The 21,503-nt window shown below is 58.7% G+C and carries 19 protein-coding genes and 1 tRNA gene; 7 read left to right on the top strand and 13 right to left on the bottom strand.

What is annotated here, in order from left to right; genetic code table 11:
* Positions 1–113 precede the first annotated feature (113 nt).
* The 7 genes from dnaK to N902_RS0100470 form a co-directional block, all read right to left on the bottom strand.
* Positions 114–2,027, bottom strand: a complete 1,914-nt coding sequence (gene dnaK / locus N902_RS0100440; RefSeq protein WP_027369313.1) for a molecular chaperone DnaK — start codon at positions 2,025–2,027, stop codon at positions 114–116.
* Positions 2,028–2,105: 78 nt separating this feature from the next.
* Positions 2,106–2,729 (bottom strand): nucleotide exchange factor GrpE, encoded by a 624-nt coding sequence (gene grpE / locus N902_RS0100445; protein ID WP_027369314.1) that lies wholly within the window; start codon positions 2,727–2,729, stop codon positions 2,106–2,108.
* 80 nt (positions 2,730–2,809) lie between these two features.
* On the bottom strand, positions 2,810–3,844 hold the full coding sequence (hrcA, locus tag N902_RS0100450; protein WP_027369315.1) for a heat-inducible transcriptional repressor HrcA: 1,035 nt from the start codon (positions 3,842–3,844) through the stop codon (positions 2,810–2,812).
* A 354-nt stretch (positions 3,845–4,198) separates the two neighbouring features.
* Positions 4,199–5,611, bottom strand: a complete 1,413-nt coding sequence (gene gltA / locus N902_RS20040) for an NADPH-dependent glutamate synthase (RefSeq protein WP_027369316.1) — start codon at positions 5,609–5,611, stop codon at positions 4,199–4,201.
* A 72-nt stretch (positions 5,612–5,683) separates the two neighbouring features.
* Positions 5,684–6,517, bottom strand: a complete 834-nt coding sequence (locus N902_RS20045) for a sulfide/dihydroorotate dehydrogenase-like FAD/NAD-binding protein (protein WP_027369317.1) — start codon at positions 6,515–6,517, stop codon at positions 5,684–5,686.
* Between the two features lie 278 nt (positions 6,518–6,795).
* A complete protein-coding gene (locus tag N902_RS0100465) occupies positions 6,796–8,142 on the bottom strand; it encodes a M23 family metallopeptidase (protein ID WP_027369318.1) in 1,347 nt (448 codons plus the stop codon).
* A 426-nt stretch (positions 8,143–8,568) separates the two neighbouring features.
* Positions 8,569–9,180 (bottom strand): TetR/AcrR family transcriptional regulator, encoded by a 612-nt coding sequence (locus N902_RS0100470; RefSeq protein WP_027369319.1) that lies wholly within the window; start codon positions 9,178–9,180, stop codon positions 8,569–8,571.
* Between the two features lie 382 nt (positions 9,181–9,562).
* Here N902_RS0100470 and N902_RS0100475 point away from each other — a divergent pair, with 382 nt between their 5' ends.
* Entirely contained in the window at positions 9,563–9,946 is a 384-nt protein-coding gene (locus N902_RS0100475) for a CGGC domain-containing protein (RefSeq protein ID WP_027369320.1), read from the top strand.
* Positions 9,947–9,965: 19 nt separating this feature from the next.
* On the opposite strand, the gene N902_RS0100480 is transcribed toward N902_RS0100475, so the two are convergent.
* The 3 genes from N902_RS0100480 to N902_RS0100490 are packed head-to-tail and all read right to left on the bottom strand — an operon-like array spanning position 9,966 to position 12,383.
* A complete protein-coding gene (locus N902_RS0100480) occupies positions 9,966–10,433 on the bottom strand; it encodes a cereblon family protein (protein ID WP_153304106.1) in 468 nt (155 codons plus the stop codon).
* Positions 10,426–10,800, bottom strand: a complete 375-nt coding sequence (locus N902_RS0100485) for a hypothetical protein (protein ID WP_027369322.1) — start codon at positions 10,798–10,800, stop codon at positions 10,426–10,428. Before N902_RS0100485 ends, N902_RS0100480 begins: the two co-directional genes overlap by 8 nt.
* A 35-nt stretch (positions 10,801–10,835) precedes the next feature.
* Positions 10,836–12,383 carry a R3H domain-containing nucleic acid-binding protein gene (locus N902_RS0100490; protein WP_051564047.1) on the bottom strand — a complete coding sequence of 516 codons (1,548 nt, stop codon included), beginning with the start codon at positions 12,381–12,383 and terminating at the stop codon, positions 10,836–10,838.
* A 153-nt stretch (positions 12,384–12,536) separates the two neighbouring features.
* Here N902_RS0100490 and N902_RS15735 point away from each other — a divergent pair, with 153 nt between their 5' ends.
* Positions 12,537–12,920, top strand: coding sequence for a GatB/YqeY domain-containing protein (locus N902_RS15735; protein WP_034621098.1), 384 nt, complete (start codon positions 12,537–12,539; stop codon positions 12,918–12,920).
* A 94-nt stretch (positions 12,921–13,014) separates the two neighbouring features.
* Positions 13,015–13,233 carry a hypothetical protein gene (locus N902_RS19010; RefSeq protein ID WP_084287545.1) on the top strand — a complete coding sequence of 73 codons (219 nt, stop codon included), beginning with the start codon at positions 13,015–13,017 and terminating at the stop codon, positions 13,231–13,233.
* A 38-nt stretch (positions 13,234–13,271) separates the two neighbouring features.
* Here N902_RS19010 and N902_RS0100500 read toward each other — a convergent pair whose 3' ends face one another.
* On the bottom strand, positions 13,272–14,288 hold the full coding sequence (locus N902_RS0100500) for a calcium/sodium antiporter (protein ID WP_051564048.1): 1,017 nt from the start codon (positions 14,286–14,288) through the stop codon (positions 13,272–13,274).
* 219 nt (positions 14,289–14,507) lie between these two features.
* Positions 14,508–14,915: a DUF4168 domain-containing protein gene (locus tag N902_RS0100505; protein ID WP_027369325.1), complete on the bottom strand. Its 408-nt coding sequence runs from the start codon at positions 14,913–14,915 to the stop codon at positions 14,508–14,510.
* A 408-nt stretch (positions 14,916–15,323) separates the two neighbouring features.
* Here N902_RS0100505 and N902_RS15740 point away from each other — a divergent pair, with 408 nt between their 5' ends.
* Both N902_RS15740 and N902_RS0100515 read left to right on the top strand, forming a co-directional pair.
* Positions 15,324–16,823, top strand: coding sequence for a sensor histidine kinase (locus N902_RS15740; RefSeq protein ID WP_051564049.1), 1,500 nt, complete (start codon positions 15,324–15,326; stop codon positions 16,821–16,823).
* Positions 16,824–16,913: 90 nt separating this feature from the next.
* A complete protein-coding gene (locus N902_RS0100515; protein ID WP_244147349.1) occupies positions 16,914–18,332 on the top strand; it encodes a sigma-54-dependent transcriptional regulator in 1,419 nt (472 codons plus the stop codon).
* A 63-nt stretch (positions 18,333–18,395) separates the two neighbouring features.
* On the opposite strand, the gene N902_RS0100520 is transcribed toward N902_RS0100515, so the two are convergent.
* A tRNA-Arg gene (locus tag N902_RS0100520) sits at positions 18,396–18,472 on the bottom strand.
* A 74-nt stretch (positions 18,473–18,546) separates the two neighbouring features.
* Here N902_RS0100520 and N902_RS0100525 point away from each other — a divergent pair.
* Together N902_RS0100525 and N902_RS0100530 are read left to right on the top strand one after the other, a co-directional pair.
* Positions 18,547–19,296 (top strand): Mut7-C RNAse domain-containing protein, encoded by a 750-nt coding sequence (locus tag N902_RS0100525; RefSeq protein WP_027369327.1) that lies wholly within the window; start codon positions 18,547–18,549, stop codon positions 19,294–19,296.
* A 259-nt stretch (positions 19,297–19,555) separates the two neighbouring features.
* Entirely contained in the window at positions 19,556–21,376 is a 1,821-nt protein-coding gene (locus tag N902_RS0100530; RefSeq protein WP_208596241.1) for a long-chain-fatty-acid--CoA ligase, read from the top strand.
* Positions 21,377–21,503: the final 127 nt, after the last annotated feature.

Consider the following 21,503-nt stretch of genomic DNA (forward strand, 5'->3'; position numbering starts at 1 on the left):
AGCTCCATTCCCTGTGTCCAGAAGCCCAAAAAACAAAGGCCTGGCCCACTGTCTGGGCCAGGCCTTTGTATATAGAAAGGCGGACGTCGTGCTGTCAAGCACACCGCCTGGAATTACTTCTGTTCTGTATACTCGGCATCCACCACGTCTTCATCGTCCTGGGAGGTGCCTTCGGCCTGAGCTCCACCGGCTTCGGCCCCACCGGCCTGGGCTCCGCCCTGCTGGCTCTGCTGCTGATAGAGCTTTTCAGCCAGCTTGTGCGAAGCTTGGGACAGATCATCCGTGGCTTTCTTGATCGCCTCTTCGTCCTCACTGTCCATGACCTTGCGCAGCTCCTCGATCTTGCCCTCGATCTCGCTCTTGGTCTCGCCCTCCAGCTTGTCGCCCAGGTCGCGCATGGACTTTTCCGTGCTGTAGATCAAGGTATCGGCCTGGTTGCGGGCCTCGATGAGCTTTTTCTTCTTCTCGTCTTCTGCGGCATGGGACTCGGCATCCTTGACCATCTTTTCGATCTCATCCTCACTCAGGCCGCTGGAGGGCTGAATGCGGATAGACTGCTCTTTGCCCGTGCCCTGATCCTTGGCATTGACGTTGACGATCCCGTTGGCGTCGATATCGAAAGTGACCTCGATCTGAGGGACGCCCCGGGGTGCGGGCGGGATTCCTTCCAGATCGAACCGCCCCAGGCTCTTGTTGTCTCCGGCCATGGGCCGTTCGCCCTGCAGGACATGGATGGAGACCGAGGGCTGATTGTCCGAGGCCGTGGTGAAGACCTGGCTCTTTTTGGTCGGAATGGTGGTGTTCTTTTCAATAAGCTTGGTGAACACTCCGCCCATGGTCTCAATGCCCAGGGACAAGGGTGTTACGTCCAGAAGCAGGACGTCCTTGACGTCCCCGGCCAGGATGCCGCCCTGAATGGCTGCCCCCATGGCCACAACCTCGTCTGGGTTGACCCCCCTGTGCGGCTCGCGGTCGAAGAACTCCTTGACCTTCTGCTGGACCAGAGGCATCCGGGTCTGTCCGCCGACCAGGATGACCTCGTCGATCTCCTTGATGCCCAACCCGGCGTCTTCCAGAGCCTGCTTGCAGGGGCCAATGGTCCGGTCGACCAGGTCAGCGGTCAAGGACTCCAGCCTGGCTCGGCTGAACTTGATGTTCATGTGCTTGGGCCCGGCCTGGTCCGCAGTGATAAACGGCAGATTGATATCCGTCTGCATGGTGGAAGACAGCTCTTTCTTGGCCTTTTCCGCTGCTTCCTTCAGCCGTTGCATGGCCATTCGGTCCTGGCTGAGGTCGATGCCGTTCTCCCGCTTGAACTCGTCCACCAGGTCGTAGAGGATGGCCTGGTCAAAGTCCTCGCCGCCCAGGAACGTATCTCCGTTGGTGGCCTTGACTTCGACCACGTTGTCCCCGACCTCCAGAATGGAGATATCAAAGGTCCCGCCGCCCAGGTCAAAGACCGCGATCTTTTCATTGGATTTTTTGTCCAGCCCGTAGGCCAGGGAGGCGGCTGTGGGCTCGTTGATGATCCGTTTGACCTCAAGTCCGGCAATCCGCCCGGCGTCCTTGGTGGCCTGGCGCTGGCTGTCGTTGAAGTAGGCCGGCACAGTGATCACGGCCTCACTGACGCTCTCCCCGAGATACTCCTCGGCATCCTGCTTCAGCTTCTGCAGGATCATGGCCGAGATCTCCGGGGGACTGTACTTCTTGCCCTCCACCTCAACGAACGCATCGTTGTTGGAGCCTTCCACAATACTGTACGGGCTGTGTTTCTTCCACTTCTCGATCTCCGGGGCGTTGAAGTCCCGGCCCATGAGCCTCTTAATGGAGAACACAGTCCGTTCCGGATTGGTAACGGATTGGCGCTTGGCCAGCTCGCCGACCAGGCGTTCTTTATCCGTAAAGGCCACAATGGACGGCGTGGTCCGCCCGCCTTCTGGATTTGGTATGCACTTCGCTTCTTTGCCTTCCATGACATAGACACAGCTGTTGGTCGTGCCCAAGTCGATTCCGATAATCTTGCCCATAGGATTTCCTCCTCAATGCTTATATGCAAATCTTTGCTGTGTACAAATGTAAATCGTGATTCCGGGAAGTAAAGGGGGCTAGCTCTGTTTTTGGCAATTTTTGCTGACCATGACCTTTGCCGGGCGCACAACTCGATCCTTGTATGTGTATCCGGTCTGCATGACCTGGCAGACCTTGCCAGCTTCCAGATCCTCCCGCGGCTCCTCGGCCAGGGCCTCATGCCAGTTGGGATCAAAGGGCTCCCCTTCCGAGCATTGAATGGGTTCCAGCCCGTGTTTTTTCAGGGTATCCAAAAAGATCTGTATGGTCATGTCCACTCCCTGGACCAGATCCGAGCAGGCCTCGACTTTGCGCCCGTGGCCCACGGCCAGCTCCAGATTGTCCATAACCGGCAGCAGGTCCTCGATGATGTCCTGAGCCGCGAACTTGCAGTGCTGCTCTTTTTCCCTGGCCATGCGCTTGCGGTAGTTATCCGCATCTGCCCGGACCCGCTGCACCTCCTGGTCCATCTCCTGCTTTTGGGGGCAGGAGGGACAAACCCTTTCCTGGCACAGCTCCCAGAGCTGGTCATCGCTTATCTCCGGGACCTGATCTTCAGAGCCCTGCTCCTGTTGAGCCTGACTCTCCAGTTCTTCCTCAGCCCCAGAGTTCTCGGCGTCTTCAGGGCTGAACTCCGTGCTGCGCTCTGTATCCTTTGCCATTGATCTCCTCCTTGGACCACAATATCTGTCTTTTTTCGGCCGGCTGACCAGCCTGTGCACTCCTTTGCGGGCCGTTATCGCTAGGCGAAACGCGATTCAAGGAGATCACTAAGCATTTTGGCGATGGTGTCAACCATAGGCATCAGTCTGGAGTAATCCATGTGGATGGGCCCGATGGTTCCGACCACCCCCAGCTTCTGGCCCTGCACCTGATAGGGCGATGAAATCAGGCCCCATTGCCCCAGCTCCGGACCGTAGAACTCGGTCCCGAAGGTCACGATCAGGCCTTCGTTGGACGCCAGCTTATCCACCAGCTCCAGGAGGGATGACCGGTGTTCCAGAAACTCCAACAGATCCCGCATGCTGGAAACATCCTTGCCTTCAAGATGATCAAGCACATTCAGGGTTCCGTCCAGGAAGACCTCCCGGTCGTTGTTGTTTGCAAAGGCATCCCGGGCCAGGCTCAAGGCCTTGGCATACAGGGCGTTGAACCGGTTTTCCGCCTGCTCCATCTCCTGCAGGATGTCTTTTTTTATCTCTTCAATGGTTCGGTCCTGGAACTTTTCGTTCAGGTAGTTGGCGTATTTGACCAAGTCATCGGCCGTCACCTTCGGCTCAACCGGCAGGAGCTTGTTGTGCACCACTCCGCCGTTGAAGATGGCTATGGCCATGACCAGGCCTGTCCGGACCAGAACCAGGTCGATACGCTTGAGCCGGATCATGCTCCGTTTCGGCGCCACCGCCACCCCGACCTGGCTGGACTGGGCGGAAATCAGCTTGGATGCGTGCTCAAGGATGTTGGAAAACTCCAGGCCGGCCTGGCCCAACGCCTCCTTAATGTCCTGCTGGGTGTTCTCCGGCAATAGGGCCGGGCTGAGCACCGTGTCCACATAAAAGCGGAAGGCCTTGTCCGTGGGCACCCTGCCGGCCGAGGTATAGGGCTGATGCAGATACCCTTTCTCGGTCAGATCGGCCATGATATTGCGCATGCTGGCCGCACTCAGCTTCAATGTGGACTGCTTGGCCACGTACCTGGAGCCAACGGGCGCAGCGTGCTCGATATAGGCTTGAACGATAATACGCACAACCTCGATTTCCCGCGCTGTCAGTGTCATAAGAGCCTCGCTCTGCCTGGCTGGAATCATTTTCCGCCTGGAGTATGCCAGTGCGGAAGCATTTTAGCACTCTGCCAATGAGAGTGCTAAGCTGATAGCAAGTCGATACTCTCCTGTCAAGACGCAGGCAATGCATACGCCTGTCCCGGTTTGGGCCGAAACGCGCTCTGATCGCAGACAGTCAACATCCACAGGAGTTGCTGAGGCAGGTATGGGCACGAAGGAAGACGGTTGGCGGGATAAAGAACATTTCGCTCCCATTTGAAAAAAATGCGCCTGCAGGGGATCCCTGCAGGCGCACGGCATGAACAGCACTCCGGCACCCTCGGGTCAGCCGGATCCAGCCAGTCCCTGTTACCACCCGATGCTCAAGTAGTCGTGGATGGAATCCGAGGCCAGGCGTCCGGCTCCGGCGGCCAGGATAACGGTGGCCGCCCCGGTCACTATGTCCCCGCCGGCCCAGACCCCTTTCTTCATGGTCTTTCCGGTCTTGGGATCGGCCACAATATAGCCCCGCTTGTTCAGCTCCAGGTCATGGGTATTCCCTGTCAGCACCGGATTGGCTCCAGAGCCCACGGCAATGACCACCATATCGCAGGGCAGCTCAAACTCCGATCCGGACACGGGCTCCGGCCGCCTCCGGCCGGATTCATCGGGTTCACCCAGCTCCATCTGAATGCATTCCATGCCCTTGACCCATCCCTGATCATCGCCGATGAATCTGGTGGGATTGGTCAGGAGGTAGAACTCGATCCCCTCTTCCTCAGCGTGATGCACCTCGGCCTGTCTGGCCGGCAGCTCGTCCCTGGAACGGCGGTAGACGATGCGCACCCGATCCGCTCCCATGCGCATGGCGGTCCGGGCTGAGTCCATGGCCACATTCCCCCCGCCCAGGACCACGACCTCCTTGCCCTTGGCCAGCGGGGTGTCGTATTCCGGAAAGAGGTAGGCCTTCATCAGATTGGCCCGGGTCAGGTACTCGTTGGCGGAATAAATATTGATCAGATTCTCCCCCGGAACATTCAAAAACCTGGGCAGACCTGCACCCACACCGATAAACACGGCATCAAAACCCTGCTCGAACAGCTCGTCCACATCCACTGTCTTGCCCACCACTGTGTTGCACTGGATGTCTACCCCCAGACGTTCCAGGAAGTGAAGCTCAGAGGCCACAATTTCTTTGGGCAGCCTGAACTGCGGGATCCCGTAGACCAAAACCCCGCCTCCCTTGTGAAAGGCCTCGAAGACTGTCACCTCGTGCCCCTTGAGGATCAGGTCCCCGGCCACGGTCAGCCCGGCCGGACCGGATCCGACCACTGCCACCTTTTTGCCTGTGGACGCTTTTTTCGGCGGGAGCTCACCGCTGCCGTAATTGCGCTCGTAATCCGCGGCAAAGCGTTCCAGATTCCCGATGGCCACCGGCTGGCCCTTCTTGGCCAGGATGCACGAGCCTTCGCACTGGTCTTCCTGGGGACAGACCCGGCCGCAGACAGCGGGCAGGCTGTTTTTCTCCCAGATCTTGCGGATGGCCTTGGTAAAGTCGCCCTCCTGAATGTACTTGATGAAACCGGGTATATCGATGCTCACCGGACAGCCTTCAACGCAGGAGGGCTTCTTGCATTGCAGACACCGGGATGCTTCGGCCTTGGCCAGCTCCGGCGTGTACCCCGTCGGAACTTCGTCAAAATTGCGCTTGCGGATATTGGGGTCCTGCTCCGGCATGGCCTGACGGGGGAGCTTTTCCTTGGTATCCTTTCCTTGAGCCATTGTATCCTCCCGAGTAAGGGTATTGCGTACGACACAGCGTGAATGCGGACCAGACGTCACTGCGGCGGCTGATCAGCGCTGGCACTCGCACTTGTATTTGTCCATGGCCTGCTTCTCGAACTGGGTGTAGGCCTGCAGCCGGGTGGCCAGCTCGTTAAAGTCCACCTGATGCCCGTCGAACTCCGGTCCGTCCACACAGGCGAACCTGGTCTGATCCCCGACCGTTACCCGGCAGCATCCGCACATGCCGGTTCCATCCACCATGATGGAGTTCAAGCTGACCAGGGTCTTGACCTTGTACTGCTCAGTCATCTTGCAGACGAACTTCATCATGGGCACCGGGCCTATGCCCACCACCAGTCCAACATCCATGCTGTCCAGCATCTCTTTGAGCTTGTCGGTCACAAAGCCGTGATGGCCGTATGAGCCGTCGTCGGTGCACACGTGCAGGTCATGGGAGGCTGCTTTCATTTTGTCTTCCAGGATGAGCAGATCCTTGGTCCGGGACCCGATGATAGAGATAACGTGATTGCCGGCCTGCTTCAATGCCTTGGTTATGGGATGCATGACCGCCACCCCGGTTCCGCCGCCGACGCAGACAACGGTGCCCACATTTTCGATCTTGGTCGGCTTGCCCAACGGTCCGATGATGTCCAAAAAGCGTTCCCCGACCTTCATGTCCGCAAACAGGGCGGTCGACTTGCCCACTACTTGATAGATAATGGTCACCGTCCCCCGCTCCGGGTTCGTATCCGCCATGGTCAGAGGGATCCGCTCTCCAGTCTCGTTGGCCCGGAGGATGACAAACTGGCCCGGCAGGGCCTTGGCCGCGATCTGGGGCGCACTGAGCTCGTTGAGAACCACCGACCCTTGCGCCATCTCAGTCCGTTTCAAAATCTCGAACATAACAACCTCCGTCACGTGTTTTTTTCCGGCTCACAGGCCGCATGCGGGACATGGGCCCGCATCGTCGAAATCCTACTTGTATTCATGATATCCTGGTAGGCCAAAACAGGCCAGGTGTCAAAAAAAAAAAAAGACCTCCCGATTTAGGAGGCTATCAGTCCCGGCCACCCCACTTGCCGGCCGGCAACCACGCGTGCCGATGGGCCCTGGGGGGCAAACGCCGGATCCGGGTGCCCGGAGCGCATCCACCGCGCCCCGGGCGAGGGACACAAAGTACTCTACTTCTGGCCCTCGCCGGCCAGGTCCCGGACCAGGTTCAGCTTGGAGAATATATTGTTCGCAAGCCAGCTCGCGTCCCACCACTCCACAGGATTGACCGGCACTCCTGAGATGACCATGCCGAAATGCAAATGATCCCCCCCTGCCAGACCTGTAGAGCCGGTCCGGCCGATGATCTGCCCCTTTGTCACCCTGTCGCCCTGCTGGACATGGATCTGGGAAAGGTGAGCGTACAGGCTCTGCAGACCCAGTCCGTGGTCGATGATGACCACCTGGCCGTAAATCCCCAGCCAGTCCGCATAGACCACATGCCCGGAATTGGCCGCTGGGACCTGTGCCCGGGCAACCGAGGCCAGATCGATCCCCAGATGGGTTTGTTCATCCACGACCTCGCCCCTGTAGACATACATCCGGTGGGTTCCGAAATTGGCCTCCCTGGAGGCATTGGGCTGGCGCAGGAATCGTCCGGACCACAACGGACTCGATGCGGTCTTCCGCCCGATCTCCTGCAGCTGTCTTCTGTTGTCCGCCCGCATTTCCTGGTTGACCTTGAGAAACACATCCAGCAGCGATTCTTGGCTGGGAAATGCGTCCTGAAAGTTGACAATCACGTTTTGCAGAAAACGGTCCGTTACCGGCAGGCGGGACTGATCAAAACCGGCCGGGTTCACGTAGTGATGAAATCCGGCTTCCTGAACATTTCCGGCCCTGTCCGTGGCCGTGGCCAGCAGCTGCCCCTGATCCGGGGAAAGACTGAAAGGAAAGGAAAAGAAGCACAGATAGAGGTCGCCGGACTGGGCATACGCGGGAAAGAAGAAATCCTGGATCTGCACCCCGGCCCGCTGCACCGGCTCGGACACCCGAAAGGCCACGGCCCCTGATCCACCTTGACGCAGATTGTGCCGAAAGCTCTCCAGCACGATACGGGGGGGTTTGGAGTCCAGCTCATAGGCGGCTGAGTGCTGGAGAAGATTCCCTTTCAGCCAATTCCGCCAGGACCGGTCCCTGGCCTGGACCTCGATCCGAACCTGACCGTCGTCGAATCCGGCCTGGGAAAGGGAGACCTTTCGGGTCCACTCCCGGACCGGCTCCTGAAACTCCTGGTGAGCCAGGACCTGCACATTGCCGTTTTGCACAGCCTGAACCCGCACCCACCGCAGCCCTGACTTGGCATCTATGACCTGGACTTTCATCTTGGTCCCCGGTGAAATGCTCTCCTGCTCCGGCAGCCCACGAGCACTTGGGATTTCCCCTTCTGCGTGCCACACATATGTCCCCGCTCCTGCGAGCACAGCCACCACGATCAAGAAGGCCAAATACTTTCGTATGCTTTTTTTTCTGCTCATGCGCTGCTCCTCATTTCACAGGCTCCGGCCTGAAACGCTTGGGGCATGGGAAGTCAGGGCTCCGAAGGGAGAATGCATACCAGGGATACCTTTCAGGCGACACCAATCCGTTTATGCCGACAGACTGGACCAGCCGAAGCCATGCCCCGGCTCACCCCTGCCGGTCTATGTCCGTAATCACGCCTGGAAAGGTGCGCCCTCGATGCAAAAGGCTGAGGATCACTGGCGCGAAGAAAGAGCGTCCAGTGCATCCGATTGTTGTGATTTTCTTCCTTCGGGTTCGTAATCGCTATCGGGATCGAACCCATAAGCTGAGGGTTCCTCCTGCACCGAATGACATATTCTTTCCATTTCGATAGCGATCCCGATTTCGATTGGGATTATCCCCACCAAGGTGTTCTGGGATAAAAAAGCCGCGGGATGCCCTTAGGGCATGCCTTTAGTGAAAATGGTGGCTGTCAGCTTGGCTAAGCGGTGCACATGCTTCTTGTTCGCTTCTGAATTGCTGTCCGGCGCATTGCGGAAGGACATGATGATTCCGAGCAGAGAGGCAAAAAAAGCCCGGGAAAAAAGCCGGACGTTGTCCGGATCGCACCCCATGGCCTCCAGAACAGAGTCAAACTGCTCCAGGTAATGGATCTGGATGGCGGTGAACTTTTCTTTGGCTTCCTCGTCCACCTCCTCCTTGAGCAGGAAGTGGTTCAGCATCTGCAGGGTCGCTTCCTTTTCCATAAAGAAGTCCACGATCCCGGCAGCAATATCCTCAAGGGAGGTGCGCCCGGTTTCCAGCCGCTCCCGTTGCCGTTGGCTGCCCTCTGAGACCTCATGCCCCAGGATCTCGGCCAGAATATCGTCCCGGCTGGAAAAGTAGCGATAGATGGAGGCCGGAGAGATCCCGGCCTCAGTGGCGATATCCCGCATTCCAATCTCATGAAACGGCCTTTCGGCGAACAGACTCATGGCTGCATCCAGTATAAGGTCCCGCCTGTAGGCCCGTTCGCTTTCCTTAAGCTCCAAAAAGGTCGATCTCTTGCTCATGTATCCAGATCCTCTTCCAGAATATCATTGGAGTCCGCACCCGCCTATATCCGTACCCACAGGCGGACAAAGCCGTCCTGGCTTTCAGAGCTGAAACTCTATATTTTTGCCCCGTTTTGTCAATGTTTGATTTTTTCAGTAAACAGTGTTTATATAACCTGTATTTTTCCCTTTTCCTACAGCTTTCCCCTTCCTGTCCAATGGATTGTTCACCTCGGTACAGACAGAGTTCCGGAAACCATCCTGCAGAATCAGACTATAAGAGCAGGTTTTTCCAGTCTTGACAGGAAGTAACCCCACGGCCATTATACAATGGATGCTTCTATGCCTCTGAGACAAACTTCAGCACCCAGGGTCTGCCCTGACCAGGAGGAGGACAGCTATGACTGCTATTGGTTTATTCCGGTGCCGCACCAACGAAACCAAATGCCCATTGACCAATTGCTTCCGCAGTCTCTTTTCTCGAAGCCAAGGGTTTTCCGGATATGAGCACACCGAACTGGCCGGCGTGTTCACTTTGCAGGAGGAGCTGGAAGCGAATCTGGACCTGGCCAGGATCCTGAAGTCCAAAGGGGCTGAGGCCATTCATGTGGCAACCTGTGCCTTTGCCCGCAAAGGTGAGGACAAAACCTGGCATCTGGGAGGCGGATTTGTAGACAACGTGGACGATCTCTGTGCAGCCATAGCCCAAGAAACCGGAATCCCATGCATCAAGGGATCTGCTCACCTTCCGGAAGGATACACTCCCGATGTCTTTCGCCCGTAGCCTAGGGTTGTGTGCCGCTTCAAGGGCTCTTTTCCAGCAGCCGGCCCAGGATCAGGCCGAAAAAGACGTCTCCTTCCTGCCCTCCCTGGTAACGCCATCCCAGATGAGCCCGGCACTGCCTGCACAGGCCTATCTGCCAGGCGTACCCCTGGAACCAGGTAAACTCCAAGCTGCTCCGGCCCTGGGCAACGCAGCCCGGGGCTGCTCGAAAACATCCCAGCTCAAACACAATGCCGGCCGGGTTGAAAACAACATGGGCATGCTTGCCGGAAACGCTGATCCGTTCCCCCTTCCAGGTCACCACCTGCCCGCACAGAACACATACCAAGGCATTGCCCCGGTCCTCCCCCGCCAAGGTCTCCTTTTGGGCTGCTTCACTCAGCTCCCGGGAACCGTCGGACCGAAAAAAGGCATAGCTGCCTGGAATCACCGGCTGCATGTCCCGGGACAAAGCCTGCTCCCCGGATCCTGATCGGTCCTCACTCATCTTCATGCTCTGGGAAATACATCTCCTGAACTTCTATCCCGGCCTCCCGCAGCCGCTGATAGTCCATCTTCAGCCGGGCATTGGCTACCTGCCTGTCCACATGCAGGTCAGTCGGGTCCTTGGTCAGGTAGCTCAAGGAATAGACCTTGGAGACGGTATATCTCTGATTCTCCATGCAGCACAGAAAGTCGGCTATAAACAAGTACCCGTCGATCCGTCCTTCCTGCCCCGCACACTGTCCGGCCTGACCCAGAATCTTCTCCCGCCGCAGCTGGGTTTCCACCTCAATTTTCTTCCCCTTCCTGGATTCCAGGATAAAGTCCTCCAGCCTGTTCAGCCGGGTGCTCCGGGAGATATTGAGTCCCATTTCCTGACTCCTGTTCCGGCAATCCGCCTCGGAATTCACCACGGGAGAACGACCACCCGCCGGCTGGGCTCCTGTCCCGTGCTCTCGCTCTGCAACCCATAACGCTTGACCAGCTGATGCTGCATGGCCCGCACTGCAGCGTTCTGACTCCCCAGCTCTGAGGCCCGGCCCGTGTTCATCACCTGATGGATTGCCTCTTCAGCTTCCAGCATGGCTTCCTGTTCCGACCCGCCCTCCAGGCGGCCGAAGAGCGAACTCAAGACCTGTTCAATCTGAGGGATGGTATTGCTCTTGACCACATGCAGGGGGACCCCGCCGGACTGCAGATCCCGCAGCCGCTTGGGCTGTCTGCGCTGGTGGCTTTTGTGAGACAGGATCAGGTCCGCATCCTGCACATCCTTGACGATCCGGGCCGGAATCTTCAGTTTGCGCAAGGCCTTTTCCAGGCGGTCTCTATTCACCCCATAGGTGAAGATGCGCGTCTCCCGATGTGCGGGCAGATCCTGGGACGAGGACCGGGATTCCCTATTCCCGGGACTCTCTTGCCTGCCCCCAGCAACCTGCTCCTTGTGGATCTCAACCGCACCCTGGGCAGTCCGTTTCCGGACTTCCGGCTCCAAAGGCATGCCGTGCAGGAAATCGTCCACCACCGCCCCCACGTCCCGGTAAACGGCAAACTGCTCCCGGTCCTGAATCTCGACCAGGACATGGAAGGTCGGCGGTCCCTTGCGTTCCAAAACGGTCTTTTGGGTCCGCCGGCGTTTGGCTTCTTCATCTGACAGGGTCACGGCCTGGATCCCCCCCACCAGATCCGAGAGGGTCGGATTCTGGAGCAGGTTGTCCAGGCTTCTGCCGTGGGCGGTTGCAACCAGCTGCACCCCGCGCTCGGCAATGGTCCGGGCCGCCTCGGCCTCGGCCTGGGTGCCTATTTCGTCGATGACCACAACCTCCGGCATGTGGTTCTCCACCGCCTCGATCATCACCGCGTGCTGCCGGTCCGGAGACGGGACCTGCATCCGCCTGGCCCGGCCCACTCCAGGATGGGGGATGTCACCGTCCCCTCCGATCTCGTTTGAGGTATCCACCACAATCACCCGCTTGCCCAGGTCGTCAGCCAACACCCTGGCCGCTTCGCGCAAAAGAGTGGTCTTGCCCACCCCGGGGCGGCCCAGGAGAAGAAGCGACGTGCCGGACTCGATCACATCCTGGACAATGTCCACAGTGCCGAAAACGGCCCGGCCGATGCGGCAGGTCAGGCCCACAATATCCCCGGTCCGGTTGCGGATGGCCGATATGCGGTGCAGGGTCCGCTCTATCCCGGCCCGGTTGTCGGTGGTAAACCTCCCGATCTTCCCGGTCACCTCCCCCAGGTCCCTGCGCTCTACCGGCGGCAGGTCGAGATCCTGGAATCCGGTGTTGGTCCGTATTTCCGGCCTGCGGCCCAGATCCAGGACAATCTCGACCAGGTCGGTGGCCGCGCAGTGTTCCAGGATCGCCTCCTGGACTCCAGAAGGCAGGACCTGCAGCAGGAGCTGGACGTCGTCATGGGTCTGCAGGCCTCTGGCTGGCACATTCCTGTTCATACGCGCTTGAGTCCTTTGAGCTCATGGAGTACATCTGTTCTGCATCCACTTTCACCTCTGATCTCCAGGGCGTCAAGAACCGGATTGCCCCTCTTCAGGAACCGGCTCTTGGACACTGGGAGTGGAACTTCACACCTACGAAAAGGAGTCCCCATGAGCCTGCAGCAGTCCATTCAGGATCGCCTGCGCACCAAGGGCATCAGCCCCAAGGAAAAGCATGCCCTGCGTATTGTGCTCGGAGAGATGCAGCGCCAGAAGAACAAGGTCCTCACTGACCAGGAAACAGTAAAGATCTTGAAAAAACTCGTTGCTTCAGAACGAGAGCTCAATGAACGGCAGGACGGGGACTACATCCGGATCCTGGAAGCCTACCTGCCCAGTGAGGCGACAGCAGATGAGATCGCGGACTGGATCAGGGCCCACATCGACTTTGGGCAGTACGGGAATAAGATGCAGGCCATGCGGGAGATCCTGGACCACTTCGGCCCCCGGACCGACGGCAATACCGTCAAGGCCGTGCTCACCGAACGGTTCTAGTCCAGTGCCCGGAGCGGGCCTTGGATGCGTCGGCCAAAATCGTGCCCACGGACCAATCCCCGGCACGACCATATCAAAGTGTCGCTGTACAAGTATGAGCACAAAAGGTTCCAACACATCAGGCTATCGAAGAAAGTGGCGGAGGACGAGAGACCGGACCTGTCACTGCTGCGGGCAACAGGCCCTGTACTGCCGGGTATGCCGCACCTGTGGATGCTGCATCTGCCAGCAGTGCATGGAGGAGCTCAAATGGGGGCTGTGTACCCCGGTGTTCTGGCTCTGTCCGGACTGCGGGGAGCTGAACAGCCTTTAAGCCGCAGGCAGGGCCCCCCGGACCCAGAGCACGCCCTGCTACCCCCGCAGAAACAGAAAGATCAGATAGCCGATGTACAGGGCAAAGAACAGCCCTCCTTCCCGGCGGTCGATCTTGTGCTTCTTCCAGGTGAAGGTGAAGAGGAAAAAGAGCAGGCTGACACCGACCAAAAGCCAGATATCGGCATTCAGGGCGGTATTGTAGTCTATGGGGGTGATCGTGGCCGTGGCCCCCAGTATCCACAGGATGTTGAAGATGTTGGAGCCCACCACATTGCCCACCGCGATGTCCGCGTTGCCCCGGAGGGCGGCTGTGACCGAGGTGGCTAGCTCAGGCAGGGACGTGCCCACAGCCAGGATTGTCAGCCCGATCAGGGCCTGGCTCATGCCCAGGGCCGCCGCGATCTCCTTTGCCCCGTTGACCACGAGATGCCCCCCTACTGCCAGACCGGCTATCCCGCCCAGGACCAGCAGCCCGGCCAGAGGCAGGCCCATGGATCTTCCCTCGGCCCCCTCCTGGGAACCGCTGTTGTGAGCGGCCACCGAGGTAATGTAGTACATGTACACGGCAAAATAGCCCAGGATGGCCAAGCCGTCGGCCCGGTCCAGGCGTGATCCCTGGGCGTCGGTAAGGACCTGGTCGTTGGCCAGGACCACCAGGACCAGAGTGGACAAAAGGACAAAGGGGATCTCCCGCCAGCGGATGGTCTTCTCCAGGGCCAGGGGATGGATCATGGCCGATATCCCAAGGATCAAGAGTATATTGGCCATGTTCGATCCGACCACATTGCCCACGGCCATATCCGCCGCCCCCTGAAAGGCGGAGACCAGGGAGACTAAAAGCTCCGGCGCCGAGGTGCCCATGGCCACCACCGTGAGCCCGACCAGCAGGCTGGGTATGCCCAGGCGGAGGGCAAGGCTCACTGCTCCGTTGACCATGGCCTGAGCCCCGCCAAGGAGCAAGGGCAACCCTATGATCAGCTGCACAACTGAGAATGCCACGCCTGCCTCCAGTTCATTGATGCGTTCAATAAAGCGGATGACTCGATTGCGCACCTGTCGGCACGGCCTGCTGTTTGTTCAGCCCCCAAAACCGTGCGTGCAGATTCTGAAAAGCTTGAGGAGACAGAACACAAACATAGACAGGGGTCAAGCAAAAAAGCCCCCGGACGCTTTAGCGCGGGGGCTTTTTTGCTCTGCTGGAGAGGAGCTCCGGACACAAAGATGCCCTCAAGCCAGGGAGCAGCACAGGCCTTTTCCGGACACGGTTTCGTTCTACTGCCCCATTTTCTGCTCTATCTTGTTGCGCAGCTTTTGGTTGCTGTCCATTCCCTTGACGATATTGTTGTATGTCTGCACATCCAATCCGTTCTCATCCAGGATCTGGATTGCCTTGTTCTGGAACTTTTCCCGCAGCTGCTGCGCTTTGTCTACATCGTCGGCCTCTTGGAACTTGGGCTGAAATTTTTGCCGCAACTCACTTATTTCGCCCCGGGCCGAAACAAAGGCCTCAAGCTCTTTGTCCGTAAAATTTTCGGGCTGAGGCTGATTCTGTTCATACTGGCTCTCATACTGATTCTGCCCTTGCCCCTCCTGACTCTGGGCCTGCAGGGAAGAGGCGAACATGAGCAAGCTGACGGCAATCCCAAACACAACGCACAATCTGGAGTCAATACGGCGCATACAATTCTTCTCCTAAATTTTCTCTTTGTCCATCAACGGCATTTCACTCTTTTTATTTCACAGTATCGCCGGGCCCGGCGTTTCACATTTCTTGCATAAAACTTGCCAAAGCATCGCACCTCTTGGTTTTCATCCGAGAACGATACAGGACGGGCGGTATGCATCCTTGGACATCACAGGATTGATTCCTCAAATCATGCGAGAACACAAGCGTTTACCATTGCTCTGTCCCCCACTGGGAGGTGCCCGCTTCACCGCTGTGCAGCCCCGGAGACCGAAACCGCCAAGACATTCGTATGTCCCCAAAGGCCGGAGAGTGTCCCCTGCACAAACAATACATGTGTCAATTTGACACAAAGCACATGCGCATATACCCCCTCCGTCAACCGCAGACAAAGGGATGCAGGTATGAACCTCTCGTTTCGCTACAGCCTTTTTCAGGCACTGCTTGTGTACGTGATTGTCCCCTTGATCTCGGCCCTGGCTTTGGCCGGGTATTTGAGCCTGACCGCGATTGAGAACAGGGTCGAAGAAAAGATGGAAGACGAGGTCCAGCTCGTGGCCCGGGCCCTGCAACGGCCCCTGAGCCACGCCCTGGAGCGGGGAAGGACCGGGAGCATCCGCAGCGCTCTGACCTCGGTTTTCGAAATCAACAGATTATATGCCGCCACAGTATACGACAAGAACGGCAGACAGATCGCCTCGGCCGGGGCCTCGGTCCTGGATCGGCACAGGGATGGAGAAAACAAGCGTATTGCCGCCATGGCCAAAGAGGGCAACGGACAGGAAGAGTACGGGCCTGTAGGCGGCCGGGAAGCCTACTCCTACTTCGCTCCTCTGACCGACTCCGGAGGGCGGATCAACGGCCTGCTGCAGCTGTCCCGAAAGGAAGCAGACATCAAAGAGCATATCGCTGATCTGCGCTTCCAATCAGGCCTTATTCTCAGCGGCGGAGCGCTGATCATGGTCCTGCTGGTCTTGTTTGGACACAGAAGAGCCTTGGGCCGCCACCTGGACCGACTCGGGCGGTCCATGCGCCGGGTGGAGCAGGGAGACCGGTCTCACCGGGGCGACTTGCGCGGCCCCAAGGAAATCACTTCCCTGGCCTCGGCCTTTAATACCATGCTGGACAGCATGGAAAAGGCCCATGAGGATGTGGAAAGGCACCGACAGGAACAAGCCAGGCTGGAATCAGAGCTGCGCAAAGCCGAGAAAATGGCCGCAGTCGGGCGACTGGCTGCCGGTGTGGCCCATGAGCTGGGAACCCCCTTGTCCATTATAGACGGACTGGCCCAGCGGGCAGGAAGGCTCCAGGGCCTTCCGCCCAGAGTGACCCGAGCCCTGCAGCAGATCCGCGATCAGGTAAAGCGCATGGAATCAATAGTCCGTCAGCTCCTGGACTTCAGCCGCAGCAGCTCGTCCTGCCGCAGGGATGTGGATCCGGCATCCGTTGTCCGCCAGGCCATCCAGAACACATCGTCCCTGGCGGAGCAGAAGGAGGTGCATTTGGAACAGTCTGGTCCAGGGACCGGCTGCTTGCTCCATGCCGATCCCCTGCGCCTGGAGCAGATGCTGACCAACCTGCTCAAAAACGCCGTCCAGGCGGCACCCCAAAAACAGGGACACGTGCGGATCCAATGGGAATGTACTGCCCGCGAATGCGTTATAAGGGTCCAGGACAATGGCCCCGGCATCGATCCGGACCAGGTGTCTCGAGTATGTGATCCCTTCTATACCACCAAGCCGGTGGGAGAAGGAACCGGGCTCGGCCTGGCCGTGGTCCACGGCATTGTGGAAGAAAACGAAGGGGTCCTGCACATTGACACCGCCGCCCTGGGCGGGGCCGAGTTCACAATCGCTTTGCCCAAGGGCCCTGCAGAAGGAAAAGGGCAAGCAGACTGTCCATGAACAAAAAACCGCTTTTGGACACAACATGTGGGTTTTCATGAAAGAGCGTTGAATGTGCGGACTTTCGCTCAGGGAAAACGCAAACACCCCATGACCACGAAAGCAAGGACCACAGCCATGCAGGAACACAGCCAAGAACAGGAAAAGATCCTCATCGTCGAAGACGACCAGGGACTCGGTCACCTCCTGCAAGAAGAGCTGGCCGACGCCGGCTTTCATGTGCACTGGGTGGCCAGTGCGGAGCAGAGCCTGGAATGGATGGCTGCAAATACCCCTGATCTTATCGTCTGCGACCTCAAGCTCCCGGGAGAGGACGGGCTGCACCTGCTGCGCAGCACCCGAGGACATTTTCCAGAGCCGGGCTTCGTGATCATTACGGCATTTGGTTCTGTTCCCCAGGCGGTTGAAGCCCTGAAAGCCGGTGCAGACGACTTTTTGACCAAGCCCCTGGACCTGGACCAGCTGGTCCTCTGCGTACAGCGCACCCTGGAAAACAGGCGCCTGCGCCAGGAAGTGCAGCGCTACCGGGAGATGCTGGCCCAAGACGACTTTCACGGGCTGATAGGACACAGTCAAGCCATGCTGCGGCTGACTGCCCAGATCAAACAACTGGCCTCAGCCGATGGTCCGGTGCTTATAGTGGGGGAAAGCGGAACAGGCAAGGAGCTGGTGGCTCGGGCCGTACATGAGGAGAGCGTCCAGAAGAGTGCCCCCCTGGTTGCCGTGAACTGTGCCGGCATCCCCGCAGAACTGCTGGAATCAGAGCTCTTCGGGCATACGGCCGGGGCCTTCACCGGAGCGGCCAAGGAACGCAAAGGCCTGTTTGCCGAGGCCAACGGAGGGTCCATCTTTTTGGATGAGATATCCGAGACGCCGGTTTCCATGCAGGCCAAGCTCCTGCGGGTTCTGCAGGACGGCAAGATCAGGCCTGTAGGCAGCAACAAGGAGATTTCCACTCAAGCCAGAATACTCGCCGCCACGAACAAGGACTTGGAGCAGGAAATCGCCGCGGGGACATTCCGGGAAGACTTGTTTTATCGCCTGGAGACGTTTACCCTGCGTGTACCTCCTTTGCGGGAACGGGAAGAAGACATCCAGCTTCTGGCCGCCAGGTTTCTGCATGCCTTCAGCTCCAAGCTGGGCCGCGACATCCGAGGCTTCTCCGATGCTGCACTGGAGCTCTTGCAGACCTATCCCTTTCCCGGCAATGTTCGCGAACTGGAAAATGCGGTGGAACGGGCGGTCACCTTGACCCCGGGCCGATGGATCACCCCCCGGGATTTCCCGGAGCGCATGCGGGGGCAGCAGACAACAGAACAAAAGAAGCATACCCACGGCTCCCCGGCGGCTGCAGACACCTTGCTAAAAGGCGGAAGGCTGCCCACCTTGGAACAGATGAAGGAGAGATATATCGACTACGTCCTGGAGCAGACCCAGGGCAATAAACGAAGAGCGGCCGCACTTCTGGGAATTGGACGTCGTACCCTGTATCGTTATCTGAAGGAATGAGCACCGGAAGCTGCTTGCTTGCTGTTTGCAAAGCAAACAAAAGCTCAAACAGGAAAAGAGGAGTGGCCCGCCCTGCGCGATTCGAACACGCGACACCCAGATCCGAAGTCTGGTGCTCTATCCAGCTGAGCTAAGGGCGGGTGGTGCTCTTGTAGCCTTGGAGCAAGGTTCCGTCAACATCCCGTTTGGGTCTCTAACAACAAAAGCCATGCCCATGTCTGAGTGTCATCTGTGTTTTTTGGGCCAGCTTGTTCACCTGCTCTCTGCACCGCACACTTCCGGTGTTGTACCCTATGCCTTGAACCGAAAGGCCTCGATCAAGGACATTATTGAAGCAGTGGGCCCGCCGCATACTGAAATCGAACGCATTCTGGTCAACTCCAGGGAGGTGGACTTCAGCTTCATCCCCAGGCCCGGACAGGTCATAGGGGTGCACCCCTTCACGCCCCCGGCGGATCCCTGCCGGCCCACCCTCCTGCGGCCCGACCCGCTGCCCGGGATCCGGTTCCTGGTCGACGTCAACGTGGGCAAGCTGGCCCGGCTGCTGCGCATGCTGGGCATAGACGCAGCCTTTGACCCTGCTTGGAAGGACGCGGATTTAGCCAGCATTGCCGCCCGGGAAGCCCGGATCGTCCTCAGCAGGGACCACGGCCTGCTCAAGCGCAGCTGCATTCAATGGGGACGGCTGATCCGGGCCGACTCCCCCCTGGAGCAGCTGGTGGAGGTCCTCACATTCTTTGGCCTGAAGCCCCCGTTTGCCCTCTTTACCCGCTGCCTGGCCTGCAACACCGAGCTCCAGCCGGTGAGCAAGGCGGAGATCGAGGACCGGCTTGAGCCCAAGACCAGGCGCTACTACCAGCGTTTCCGCCTTTGCCCCGGCTGCCAGCGGATCTATTGGCGGGGCTCCCACCACCAGCGCATGCTGGGCTGGGTGCAGAAAATCATGCCCCGCCTCACTCCGTAACCACCTTTTCCACCCCTGCTGAATCCCCCTCCCGGACGTCTGCTTTGTCCTCGAAACCCTGTTCATCATGGGCAGTTTATTGACACATTGCTGACCAGTTGGTAGGTTCACAATGACTATTCTCATTTCCTTCTATCCTGCGGATGGCCTTTATGCTGCGCATTCCGGGGAAGGACTCGAACTGCCGGAGAGGAGAACAGTCGGCACGCTTTGCGTGACTCTATGCTAAAAATTCCAACCCATGTCCCGGGAGTTGAGTATGCAAAACATGACGCAAGAGCCTACCGTCCGTTCATTAAAAAGCCAGCCTGAGCACCCCCGTGCCACCGCCCAGGAGGACCCCTCCCTGGCCTCCTGGCCCTCTCCATACTGGCCCTCAAGCGTGCCGCGGGTCATTGAGGGGTTCCACCGCCCGTTGTACTCCCTGCTGCACAGCGCGGCCGAGAGGTATCCGCAGCAGGTGTACACCATTTTTCAGGGCGCAGAGCGGACCTACGCACAGGTTCGGGAAACCGCGGACAAGGTGGCTGCCTTTTTGCATTCCAAAGGGGTGCAAAAAGGGGACAGGGTGGCCATATTTCTGCCCAACCTCCCACACTATCCGCCTGTATTCTTCGGAATACTCAAGATCGGGGCCATATGCGTGACCTGCAACCCCCTGTACACCGCCAGTGAGCTTCGCTACCAGCTTCAGGATGCCGGGGCCAAAGTGGTCTTTTGCATGGACCACCCCCAGTTTTATCCCACAGCCCAGTCCGCAATCCAGGACACTGAGGTGGAAACCGTGGTCATCTGCAACATAAAGCCCTACCTGCCCAAGGCAAAGGCCATAGCAGGCGGCATGCTGGGGAAAATCCCCCATGCTCCCAGTCATGACCCCAACCATATCCTCTTTGACCGGATACTTGCCCAGGATGCCCCGCAACCGCCGGAGGTGGACATCGATCCGGACCTTGACCCGGCTCTGATCATTTATACCGGCGGGACCACCGGGGTGCCGAAGGGAGCGGTCCTGACCCACTCCAACTTTGTGTACGACGTCATGGCCTGGGACGAATGGGTCCGGTTCCCCGCTCCCGGAGGCCAGGGCGAGGAGAAGGTCCAGCCCGGGGGAGAGCACTGCTATCTCGGCGTCCTGCCCTGGTACCACATCTTCGGCATGACCCTGTGCCTGATCGGGGCCTGCTATTCAGCCAGCCGGCTGATCTGCATCCCGGATCCCCGGGCCGGAAATCCGCCTTTTACAGAGGTGCTCAAGGCTGTCCAGCGCTTCAAGCCGTCTCTGCTTGTGGCCGTGCCGACTATTTTTTCCGCGTTCATCAATCATCCTCAGCTGCACAAGTTCGATCTGCGCTCCATCAAGGCCTGTGCTTCCGGGGGCGCCCCGTTGCCCCAGGAAGTGGCCAAGAAGTTTGAGCAAGAAACTGGGGCCGTCATCTTCGAGGGATACGGGCTGAGCGAGACAGCTCCGGTCATTGCCGGGAACCCGAGCGATATCAGCCTTCGCCGCTTCGGCTCGGTGGGCTTTCCCTGGCCGAACACGGACATCAAGATCGTGGATCTGGATACCGGACAGATGGAGCTGGCCCAGGGCGAAGACGGAGAGATCGCGGTGCACGGACCGCAGGTCATGCAGGGGTACTGGCGCAATCCCCAGGCCAACGCCGCAGTGTTCAGAGATATCGCCGGACGCCGCTACTTCCTGACCGGCGATATCGGGCACATCGACGACGACGGGTACATCGTCATCACCGACCGGAAAAAGGATGTCATCCTGGTCGGGGGATTTAATTGCTATCCCCGGGAGGTGGAAGAGGTCCTGTACGAGCATCCCCATGTGGCCCAGGCCGCTGTCGTGGGCATCCCGCATCCCACCAGCGGCGAGCAGGTCAAGGCCTTTGTCCAGCTCAAGCCCGGACACGAAACCTCGGAACAAGAGATTCTTGATTTCTGTCAGCAGCGCCTGGCCGGGTACAAACGCCCCAGAAGCGTCGAGTTCCGGGCTGAGCTCCCCACCTCGGCTGTGGGCAAGGTCCTCCGTCGGGTCCTCCGGGACCAGGAGATCAAAAAGATGAGCTGAGCTGCTTACCGCGAGAATTCAGGCCCTTGACCGGAATGTGGCCTTCATTACAATGCGGGCATGTGCAAACCGCTTCCCTTCCTGGTCCTGGGCCTGACCATCTTCCTTGTCAGTCTGAATTTTGCCG

Origin of the sequence: Desulfovermiculus halophilus DSM 18834, from assembly GCF_000620765.1 — a bacterium.
Taxonomy (GTDB): Bacteria; Desulfobacterota; Desulfovibrionia; order Desulfovibrionales; family Desulfothermaceae; genus Desulfovermiculus; species Desulfovermiculus halophilus.

What these genes read in the sequence shown, in the direction of transcription:
- dnaK (WP_027369313.1), bottom strand. Translation starts at nt 2,027, where the DNA reads ATGGGCAAGATTATCGGAATCGACTTGGGCACGACCAACAGCTGTGTC.
- grpE (WP_027369314.1), bottom strand. Translation starts at nt 2,729, where the DNA reads ATGGCAAAGGATACAGAGCGCAGCACGGAGTTCAGCCCTGAAGACGCC.
- hrcA (WP_027369315.1), bottom strand. Translation starts at nt 3,844, where the DNA reads ATGACACTGACAGCGCGGGAAATCGAGGTTGTGCGTATTATCGTTCAA.
- gltA (WP_027369316.1), bottom strand. Translation starts at nt 5,611, where the DNA reads ATGGCTCAAGGAAAGGATACCAAGGAAAAGCTCCCCCGTCAGGCCATG.
- N902_RS20045 (WP_027369317.1), bottom strand. Translation starts at nt 6,517, where the DNA reads ATGTTCGAGATTTTGAAACGGACTGAGATGGCGCAAGGGTCGGTGGTT.
- N902_RS0100465 (WP_027369318.1), bottom strand. Translation starts at nt 8,142, where the DNA reads ATGAGCAGAAAAAAAAGCATACGAAAGTATTTGGCCTTCTTGATCGTG.
- N902_RS0100470 (WP_027369319.1), bottom strand. Translation starts at nt 9,180, where the DNA reads ATGAGCAAGAGATCGACCTTTTTGGAGCTTAAGGAAAGCGAACGGGCC.
- N902_RS0100475 (WP_027369320.1), top strand. Translation starts at nt 9,563, where the DNA reads ATGACTGCTATTGGTTTATTCCGGTGCCGCACCAACGAAACCAAATGC.
- N902_RS0100480 (WP_153304106.1), bottom strand. Translation starts at nt 10,433, where the DNA reads ATGAGTGAGGACCGATCAGGATCCGGGGAGCAGGCTTTGTCCCGGGAC.
- N902_RS0100485 (WP_027369322.1), bottom strand. Translation starts at nt 10,800, where the DNA reads ATGGGACTCAATATCTCCCGGAGCACCCGGCTGAACAGGCTGGAGGAC.
- N902_RS0100490 (WP_051564047.1), bottom strand. Translation starts at nt 12,383, where the DNA reads ATGAACAGGAATGTGCCAGCCAGAGGCCTGCAGACCCATGACGACGTC.
- N902_RS15735 (WP_034621098.1), top strand. Translation starts at nt 12,537, where the DNA reads ATGAGCCTGCAGCAGTCCATTCAGGATCGCCTGCGCACCAAGGGCATC.
- N902_RS19010 (WP_084287545.1), top strand. Translation starts at nt 13,015, where the DNA reads ATGAGCACAAAAGGTTCCAACACATCAGGCTATCGAAGAAAGTGGCGG.
- N902_RS0100505 (WP_027369325.1), bottom strand. Translation starts at nt 14,915, where the DNA reads ATGCGCCGTATTGACTCCAGATTGTGCGTTGTGTTTGGGATTGCCGTC.
- N902_RS15740 (WP_051564049.1), top strand. Translation starts at nt 15,324, where the DNA reads ATGAACCTCTCGTTTCGCTACAGCCTTTTTCAGGCACTGCTTGTGTAC.
- N902_RS0100515 (WP_244147349.1), top strand. Translation starts at nt 16,914, where the DNA reads ATGACCACGAAAGCAAGGACCACAGCCATGCAGGAACACAGCCAAGAA.
- N902_RS0100525 (WP_027369327.1), top strand. Translation starts at nt 18,547, where the DNA reads ATGTCTGAGTGTCATCTGTGTTTTTTGGGCCAGCTTGTTCACCTGCTC.
- N902_RS0100530 (WP_208596241.1), top strand. Translation starts at nt 19,556, where the DNA reads ATGCAAAACATGACGCAAGAGCCTACCGTCCGTTCATTAAAAAGCCAG.